This window comes from Chitinophaga sp. (assembly GCF_035564935.1).
Lineage (GTDB): Bacteria > Bacteroidota > Bacteroidia > Chitinophagales > Chitinophagaceae > Chitinophaga.
Map to the genome: position 1 here is coordinate 1 of NZ_DATMTE010000653.1, position 7,754 is coordinate 7,754.

At 47.5% G+C, this 7,754-nt stretch carries 8 protein-coding genes; 5 read left to right on the forward strand and 3 right to left on the reverse strand.

What is annotated here, in order from left to right; genetic code table 11:
- The first annotated feature begins 120 nt into the window (after positions 1-120).
- The 3 genes from VN105_RS16815 (at position 121) to VN105_RS16825 (ending at position 2,806) form a co-directional block, all read left to right on the forward strand.
- Positions 121-711 carry a TetR/AcrR family transcriptional regulator gene (locus VN105_RS16815; RefSeq protein ID WP_325642689.1) on the forward strand — a complete coding sequence of 197 codons (591 nt, stop codon included), beginning with the start codon at positions 121-123 and terminating at the stop codon, positions 709-711.
- Between the two features lie 37 nt (positions 712-748).
- Positions 749-1,639: an alpha/beta hydrolase gene (locus VN105_RS16820; RefSeq protein WP_325642690.1), complete on the forward strand. Its 891-nt coding sequence runs from the start codon at positions 749-751 to the stop codon at positions 1,637-1,639.
- 144 nt (positions 1,640-1,783) lie between these two features.
- Entirely contained in the window at positions 1,784-2,806 is a 1,023-nt protein-coding gene (locus VN105_RS16825; RefSeq protein ID WP_325642691.1) for a sugar phosphate isomerase/epimerase family protein, read from the forward strand.
- A gap of 37 nt (positions 2,807-2,843) precedes the next feature.
- Here VN105_RS16825 and VN105_RS16830 read toward each other — a convergent pair whose 3' ends face one another.
- The gene (locus tag VN105_RS16830) at positions 2,844-3,689 is read right to left on the reverse strand and encodes a dienelactone hydrolase family protein (RefSeq protein ID WP_325642692.1); all 846 of its coding nucleotides are present in this window, start codon (positions 3,687-3,689) and stop codon (positions 2,844-2,846) included.
- 65 nt (positions 3,690-3,754) lie between these two features.
- Here VN105_RS16830 and VN105_RS16835 point away from each other — a divergent pair, with 65 nt between their 5' ends.
- Positions 3,755-4,966: an FAD-dependent oxidoreductase gene (locus tag VN105_RS16835; RefSeq protein WP_325642693.1), complete on the forward strand. Its 1,212-nt coding sequence runs from the start codon at positions 3,755-3,757 to the stop codon at positions 4,964-4,966.
- Positions 4,967-5,186: 220 nt separating this feature from the next.
- On the opposite strand, the gene VN105_RS16840 is transcribed toward VN105_RS16835, so the two are convergent.
- Positions 5,187-5,990 (reverse strand): FecR family protein, encoded by an 804-nt coding sequence (locus VN105_RS16840; protein ID WP_325642694.1) that lies wholly within the window; start codon positions 5,988-5,990, stop codon positions 5,187-5,189.
- A gap of 182 nt (positions 5,991-6,172) precedes the next feature.
- Here VN105_RS16840 and VN105_RS16845 point away from each other — a divergent pair, with 182 nt between their 5' ends.
- Positions 6,173-7,354 (forward strand): proline dehydrogenase family protein, encoded by a 1,182-nt coding sequence (locus VN105_RS16845; protein WP_325642695.1) that lies wholly within the window; start codon positions 6,173-6,175, stop codon positions 7,352-7,354.
- A 70-nt stretch (positions 7,355-7,424) separates the two neighbouring features.
- On the opposite strand, the gene VN105_RS16850 is transcribed toward VN105_RS16845, so the two are convergent.
- The coding region (locus VN105_RS16850; RefSeq protein ID WP_325642696.1) for a RagB/SusD family nutrient uptake outer membrane protein at positions 7,425-7,754 on the reverse strand (330 nt) is incomplete at its 5' end.

A 7,754-nucleotide genomic window follows, 5' to 3' on the forward strand; every position in this document is an offset into this window, starting at 1 on the left:
AAAATCAGGGTAATCAGCGAAATCATCATAATCCTGAGTCAGACAAAATCCGCGTCAGACAAAATCCGCTCAGAAAATATATTTGTAAAAATAAACCAATTGGTCTAATTTGTATACCGTATGGGCAAAGCAGAAAGAACGCGCCAGTTTATCATAGAAAAAGCTGCTCCTATTTTCAACAAAAAAGGAGTAGCCGGAACTTCTATCAGCGATATCCTGAAGGCTACAAAACTGGCCAAGGGAGGTGTGTACGGGAATTTTTCCTCCAAGGAGGAAATAGTAATGGAGGTGTTCGATTACATCGCAGAAGAAGAAAAACTGAACCTGCGGCAGGTAACGGCTACTGCCAATACTTCCACCGGTAAGTTTGAAGCGTTGTTCCAATACTACGCCCGTTTCCCGATGGAGCAAAAAGTTGCCGGCGGCTGCCCTATGCTCAATTTCGGCGTGGAGGCCGACGATACCAACCCCGGGCTGAAAAGGAAAGTAAGTGAACTGGTACTCTATTACCAGTCGCGTATCGCTAAAATGGTGCAGTATGGAAAGGAACACGGTGAATTTAAACAGGACTGGGACGAGCGCAAATTCGCTATCCGGATGTTTACTATGCTGGAAGGCGCTATGCTCGTGAGCGCGGTACTCGGACATAATAAACAGATGCTCGTGGTATTGGATGCACTAAGAGAGGAAATCAGGCTGCATAGCCGCTGACTTTTTTTATTTCTTAAAATAAACCATTCGGTCTAAAATGCAACACCAGGTTTTACCATTGTCTTTACGGATGACTGGCGCGATTTTATCCGCTATGAGCCGCCCTTTCCCGGTTACCACGGCGAAGCTGTTTTACCGGCTGTATTGTACACCACCGGCGCTGAAGCTCCGGCCGGTACACCAGCAGTTCCGCAATCAGGCCGTAATACAGCAGCTGCAGGTAACCAGTTACCCATTTGATAATGCGCCGCTGAAAGTAACTACTTATCGCTGGGGAAACACCGGTCCTAAAGTATTATTACTGCATGGCTGGGGTGGTAGTCCCCTCCATTTTAAACAGCTTATCACCTCACTGGTAACACAAGGCTACCAGGTAATAGCCTATGATGCGCCGGCGCATGGCCTCTCCGGCGGCAAACGCACCAACCTGGTACAGTGGATGCATGTACTGGAACAGGTAATGCAGCAGGAAGGTTTGCTGCATGCTATCGTAGGGCATTCGTTCGGCGGTCTTAATGCTGCATTAACGCTTTCCCGCAAAGAGGTACACGTACCCCGCCTGCTGATGCTCAGTACTGCGCTCAGCGCTCCTGTATTTTTCGATGAAGCGCTTCGCCTCTTCCGTATCCACCCCGTGGTAATGCCCGTGCTGCAACAGCTGATCAGGCAACGGTTAAGAGAAGACCTCTCTGACATGGACCTGCACCGCTACATCAATAACATCAAAGCCGATAAGATCTGGATGGCCTACGATACCACTGATACCCTGGCTAAAGCCACGGAAATAGATGATTACCTGCAGCAGTACCCGGCTATTCAATCGCTCCGCATTACGGGCGACGGCCATTTCCGCATCATGCGGCACGAAGCAGTAGTGCAGGGAATCCTTTCGGTGCTGGCAGCAGACGTACATGAAATAAAATCCTGACCTTCGGGCATATCCCGTCTTGCAAAGATCCCCGCAGCATAGCAGCTATCTTTTTTTCATCTCCCTTAAAATTTTATGCGTTTAAACTTGCTTTCCCCCGTGTAAATGAATATTTTAGAAGAATGAATTTTAAAACCCACGTATATGAGTAATGTTAATAACCGCAGGCAGTTCCTGCGTCAAATGGGAGTGTACACAATGGGAATGGGGATGCTGCCCGCTATCCTGGCAGCGTGTAATAACGGTAAATCTACTAAAAGTGAAAGTGACAGCGCTGCAGCCGCCAAACCCGGAGAAGCCGCTGCACACGAACTTTTCTTTAAGATTTCCTTAGCGGAATGGTCGTTCCATAAAGCGTTGTTTGCCGGTAAAATGAACCATCTTGATTTTGCTTCCCGTGCAAAGAACGAATTTGGCATTGAAGGCATCGAGTACGTGAACCAGTTTTTCAAAGACAAGGCAAAGGACCAGGCCTATCTTACAGAAATGAAAAAACGTGCCGACGACCTGGGTGTTCGCAGCGTGCTTATTATGTGCGATGGCGAAGGAGAAATGGGCGACCTGGATGTGAAGAAAAGAATGCAGGCTGTAGAAAATCATTACAAGTGGGTGGAAGCGGCTAAGTTCCTCGGCTGTCATGCTATCCGTGTTAACGCAGCAGGAGAAGGCTCTCCGGAAGAAGTGGCCAAAGCGGCTGCTGATGGCCTCACCAAACTGGCCACCTTTGGTAAGGAACATGGCATTAACGTGATCGTGGAAAACCATGGCGGTATGTCTTCCAACGGGGAATGGCTCAGCGGTGTAATGAAAACCGTGAATATGCCCAACTGCGGCACCCTGCCGGACCTTGGCAACTTCTGTATCAAAAGAAGCAAACCGGAAGCCAATACCCCGGAAGCATGGGCTAAAACCACTTGTCTTGAAGAATACGACCGCTATAAAGGCGTAGTGGAACTGATGCCTTTCGCCAAAGGCGTGAGCGCAAAAACATACGACTTCGATGCCAACGGCAACGAGTCTACCATCGACTATAGCCGTATCCTTAAAACTGTAAAGGATGCAGGCTTTAATGGTTTCATGGGAATTGAGTATGAAGGAGAGAAATTATCTGAAGAAGAGGGTATACGGAAAACAAAAGAGCTGCTGGTAAGACTTGGCGGCAAATAAATACTGAAGCGGAGGGAATTTTCCCTCCGCTTTTCATTTACAGTGAAAATGCTTTTTTAAGGAATGGTACCACGTATCCGTAAGCATCTGCAGTAGCGGCGCTGTCGAAAATAGGATTGCTCGGATTGGCAAAGCCGTGGGCCGCATCATAGCGTTTAACCGTCAGCGTTTTACCTGCTTCTTTCATGTTCTTTTCAAATTCATCTACCACCTGCGGGTTAATGCCCTTGTCTTTATTGCCGAAAAGTCCTAATACCGGTCCATGTAAAGTTTTTAGTTTGCTGACATCTTTTTCAGGCATGCCGTAATACATCACTACACCCACATTCTGAGGCCCTGCAAGTAACCCCGACTGCAAAGACAGCCCGCCGCCAAAACACCAGCCTATAGCCGCTATTTCAGCGGTTTTTCCGGCATAGTTGATGGCGCCCTGCATAATGGCCTGCAATCTTTCCCTGGAGGCTCCCTGCATCAGTTTAGCGGCATCTTCCCGGTTGGTAGCTACTTTCTGGTCATACATATCTACCGCCAGTACGTTTACTTTTCCTCCGAGGTCGTTATACAGCTGCTCCGATTGTTTTTTTATATAGTCGTTCAAACCATACCACTCCTGGTACACCAGCAGGTATTTATCGGAAGTTGTTTTGGCTTTGAACAGGAAGCCGTGTGCGGGTGTTCCGTCTGTAGTGGGAAAAGTGATCGCAGCACCGGTAGTTCCCTGGTAGGTATATGGCAACGGATCTTTGTGGGCCATTCGAAATTCTTCATGGCTGGCCAGTGCCGCAAATTCAGTGATGGCGTCTGTATGACAGCAGGGAGCCGTTTGAGAGAAAGCGCTCACAGCCATCAGTAAACAGCCTGTAAAGAAAGTTAGTGTTTTCATGACAGTTTATTTTGCAAACAGAAGATACGAATTTCTTTGGTGCAGCTTTTGTAAATTCAGTAAATATGAATCTTCAGTCAGGTTACCCTTATTCACTTATCCGTAACGGCCTGCCATATAATTATCCCTGGCTGGAACAGGATATTCGTACCCAGGTAGCTGTTATAGGCGGTGGTATTTCGGGCGCATTAACAGCCTACGCATTAACAAAGGCCGGTATTCCCTGTGTAGTGGCCGATGCCCGTACTATTGGCCTGGGAAGCACTGCTGCCAGCACTTCCCTGCTGCAGTACGAAATTGATACACCCTTGTCGGAGCTGCGTATTAAAGCCGGCAGGTATAATGCCAACAGGGCATATGAGTTATGCGCCCTCTCTGTTGGTGAACTGGAAAGCATTTGCCAGGCCCTGCACTTTCCGCATTTTGAAAGGAAACACAGCCTGTACCTGGCTTCTTACCGGAAAGATGTAAAAAAGTTATCGGAAGAACTGGAAGCCCGCCGGGAGCTGGGGCTTAAAATGGAGTGGTGGGATGCGGCAACGGTAAAAGCAAAAATGGGCTTCAACGCGCCGGCAGCCATCTATTCCCATACCGCCGCACAAACAGATGCATATATGCTCACTCATGCATTGCATCAGTATAACATTAAACAGGGCGCACAGGTGTTCGACCGTACCGCCGTTACCGATATTGATTTCCGTCCCCGCAGCGTGGCACTAACCACCTCGCAGGGACATCGCATTACTGCACGCTACCTGGTCATTGCTACGGGTTACGAAGCGTTGCAATACATCAACATTCCTTTGCTGAAATTAACATCTACCTACGCCCTGGCAAGTGAGCCCAATCACGCAGTAGAGCAATGGTATCAGAACTGCCTCATCTGGGAAACAAAATCTCCATATCTCTACATGCGCACTACCAGCGATCACCGCATACTGGTAGGAGGAAGGGATGAACCTTATTATAATCCCGGCCGCCGCGATAAACTTATTCACCGTAAGGCAAAACAACTCGAAAAAGACTTCCACAAAAAATTCCCGCAGCTGCGTTTTCATCCCGAGTTCAAATGGACAGGCACCTTTGGCGCCACTGAAGACGGGCTACCTTTTATCGGGCCTTTTGCCCCAATGCCGCATACCTTTTTCGCACTGGGCTTTGGAGGCAACGGCATCACTTTCAGCCAGGTTGCCGCCAATATCATCACCAACCTCATACAAGGAAAGAAAGACCCCGATACCGACATCTTTTCCTTTAACAGGAAAATAAAATCCTGATCAGCATCCATCAAAAAAAAATAGCACCCGATCCACTATCATCAAAAAGTAAAAATCAGGGTAATCAGCGTAATCCGTTTAATCCTGAGTCAGACAACCTCCGCTTAAATCTCCCCAAATCTTCTAAAATCATTACAAAATCTAATCAGCGTAATCAGCAAAATCATCAAAATCCTGAGTCAGACAACCTCCGATTGTACTACTAACGGGAAAGCATATACTAAAACGTAATCACCACTTTGTTATCACTGATCTTATACCTGAAACCCTGTTGCTCACCCAGGTTCTTCAGCACATCTTCCAGTGTAGCATGAAAAAAAGCAGCATTTGTAATTGCCGGTGCTTTGGAAGCATCACCCTTCATTTCCACCTCTACGCCAAACCATTCTTCCAGTGTGCGCGACAGCGCCATAGGATTGGCACTGCTGATCCGCAATGTATCGGATAACCATGTTTCCAGTTCCTCCGGGTGATAGGTTTCTTTTTCCATCAGGTCAATTTCATTATTGGCCAGGATCATCTGCCCGCGTTCCAGTATTTCCGGTTGGTTATCGGTAGCAGAGTGATAGGATTTCCCTACCCGGATCTTCCCGTTGAGCAGGTATACCGTGGCGCCATGCTGACTGGCAAAGGAACGCATTTTAAAGGCGGTGCCTAATACGGTGGCTCTTAGTTTATCGCTGGTAACAGTAAATGTATCGGTAGATGGAACAACGGTAAAGAACGCATCGCCATCCAGGATCACCGCGCGGTTGCCCTGCAGGTAATTGGCCGGCACTTCCAGCACAGAGGCGGAGTTAAGTATTACATGGGAGCTGTCTGGCAGCGTAACGGAAGTACGCCGGCCGGTAATACCCTTATAGGTTTGGTAGCCGATACCCGGAGTTTTCAGGTTTACAGGTGTATTTTCAGGCGTCTTCGTTTTGGTTTCACAGCCAGTGATCACTATTCCGCCTGTAAGCAACAATGCCAGCGCATAACGGCCGGGAAAACAGCGGGAGATAGTATCAGGTTTAAATCGCATATTCCGGGAATTTTGTATGTATCTAAAAAGACCTAAAAGTAACAAAATAAACAGCGGTAAACAGCTATGCTTAAACAATTTCTGAGAAGCAATAGACAATATCTGTTAACCCTGTTAAAAAGATATGCTGATATTATAATGATTTTTGTTTAGAAGCCGGGCGCACCCTAACTTTGCGGCCCATGGAAAAGCAGCTACCTTTATCATTTGATAATACCGCTATCGCATTTGAGGCAAAGACCGACAAAGCACTGAAAAAAGCCAACTTTCTCTTTAGTAATATCGGGAAACCATGGTTGGTAAAACTGGGTGCAGTGATGACGCCAGTTGCCTTTAAACTGGGACTGCCCATTAAAGGGATTATTAAGAACACTATCTTCTCACAGTTCTGCGGCGGTGAAACCCTGGAGGAAGCTGCTGCTACCGCGCTGCAACTGGGGAATTATCATGTAGGCGTAGCACTGGATTATGGTGTGGAAGCAATGGAAGGAGAAGAAAGCTACGATGCCGCTGTTCCAGAATTTATCCGTGCTATCCGGTACGCTGCCTCCCGCCCTGATATCCCCTTTATCGCTATAAAAATTACCGGCTTTGCCCGGTTCGAACTGCTGGAAAAAGTACACCGCAAGGAAACTTTAACGGCCGGCGAACAACAGGAATATACCCGTGTGCGTAACCGCGTGCACGCCATTGCCGAAGCCGGCGCCAGCCACAATGTAGCCATCCTCGTAGATGCAGAGGAATCCTGGATCCAGGACCCGGTAGACGCCCTCACCGACGAAATGATGTCTTTATTCAACAAAGGGAAAGTAGTTGTGTATAACACCTTCCAGATGTATTGCCACGACCGTTATTCTTTTCTGCAGGTATCCCTGGAAAAAGCAGTGAAGGAAGGCTACCTGCTGGGCGCTAAACTGGTACGCGGTGCTTATATGGAAAAAGAGAACAAACGTGCCGCAGAAAATAATTATCCTACGCCTATACAACCCAGTAAAGCGGCTACGGATAAAGACTATGATGCCGCCGTAAAATTCTGTATTGATCGCCTCGATAAGCTCGCTGTTTTTATAGGCACGCACAACGAAAACAGTTGCATGTTTGCCGCAAAATTACTCCACGAAAAAGGATTACCGCACAACCATCCGCATGTGAGTTTTTCACAGCTGCTGGGTATGAGCGATAACATCACTTTTAACCTGGCGCATGCCGGTTATAACGTAAGTAAATACCTGCCATATGGCCCGGTAAAAGATGTAATGCCTTACCTGCTCCGCAGGGCGCAGGAAAATACTTCTATCGCCGGGCAAATGGGCCGGGAACTGGCACTCATCAGGAAAGAAATGAAAAGAAGAGCAATGGCATAACATAAATACATGCATAAAAAAAGCGAAGCGCACCACTGATGCGCTTCGCTTTTTTTATGCACGTATGTGCTTATTCTGCAGTTTCACTTTGCGGCAGCGGGTACTGCGTCCACACATCATCATCCACCCTGTCTTTCGGCAAAGTATTCAACTTGTTATACCGTCTCAGATCTACCCAGCGGTGGCCTTCCATAAAAAGTGAATACCGCCTGTTATACAACAATTCATTGATCAGTGCATCATGGTTCACGGCGCCGGCATAAGGAGTAAGATTATGCGAGAGCCGTATGCGGTTGAGCGCTACCACGGCATCAGGTATTGCATTGGTTTGTATTTTCGCTTCTGCGTATATCAGTACCAGTTCTTCATTCCTGATAATGCTGATAGGAGCATTCAACGA

Bases quoted from the DNA above. Each gene is read 5' to 3' on its own strand.
- VN105_RS16830 (WP_325642692.1), bottom strand. From the start codon at position 3,689: ATGAAAACACTAACTTTCTTTACAGGCTGTTTACTGATGGCTGTGAGC.
- VN105_RS16845 (WP_325642695.1), top strand. From the start codon at position 6,173: ATGGAAAAGCAGCTACCTTTATCATTTGATAATACCGCTATCGCATTT.
- VN105_RS16825 (WP_325642691.1), top strand. From the start codon at position 1,784: ATGAGTAATGTTAATAACCGCAGGCAGTTCCTGCGTCAAATGGGAGTG.
- VN105_RS16835 (WP_325642693.1), top strand. From the start codon at position 3,755: ATGAATCTTCAGTCAGGTTACCCTTATTCACTTATCCGTAACGGCCTG.
- VN105_RS16815 (WP_325642689.1), top strand. From the start codon at position 121: ATGGGCAAAGCAGAAAGAACGCGCCAGTTTATCATAGAAAAAGCTGCT.
- VN105_RS16840 (WP_325642694.1), bottom strand. From the start codon at position 5,990: ATGCGATTTAAACCTGATACTATCTCCCGCTGTTTTCCCGGCCGTTAT.
- VN105_RS16820 (WP_325642690.1), top strand. From the start codon at position 749: ATGCAACACCAGGTTTTACCATTGTCTTTACGGATGACTGGCGCGATT.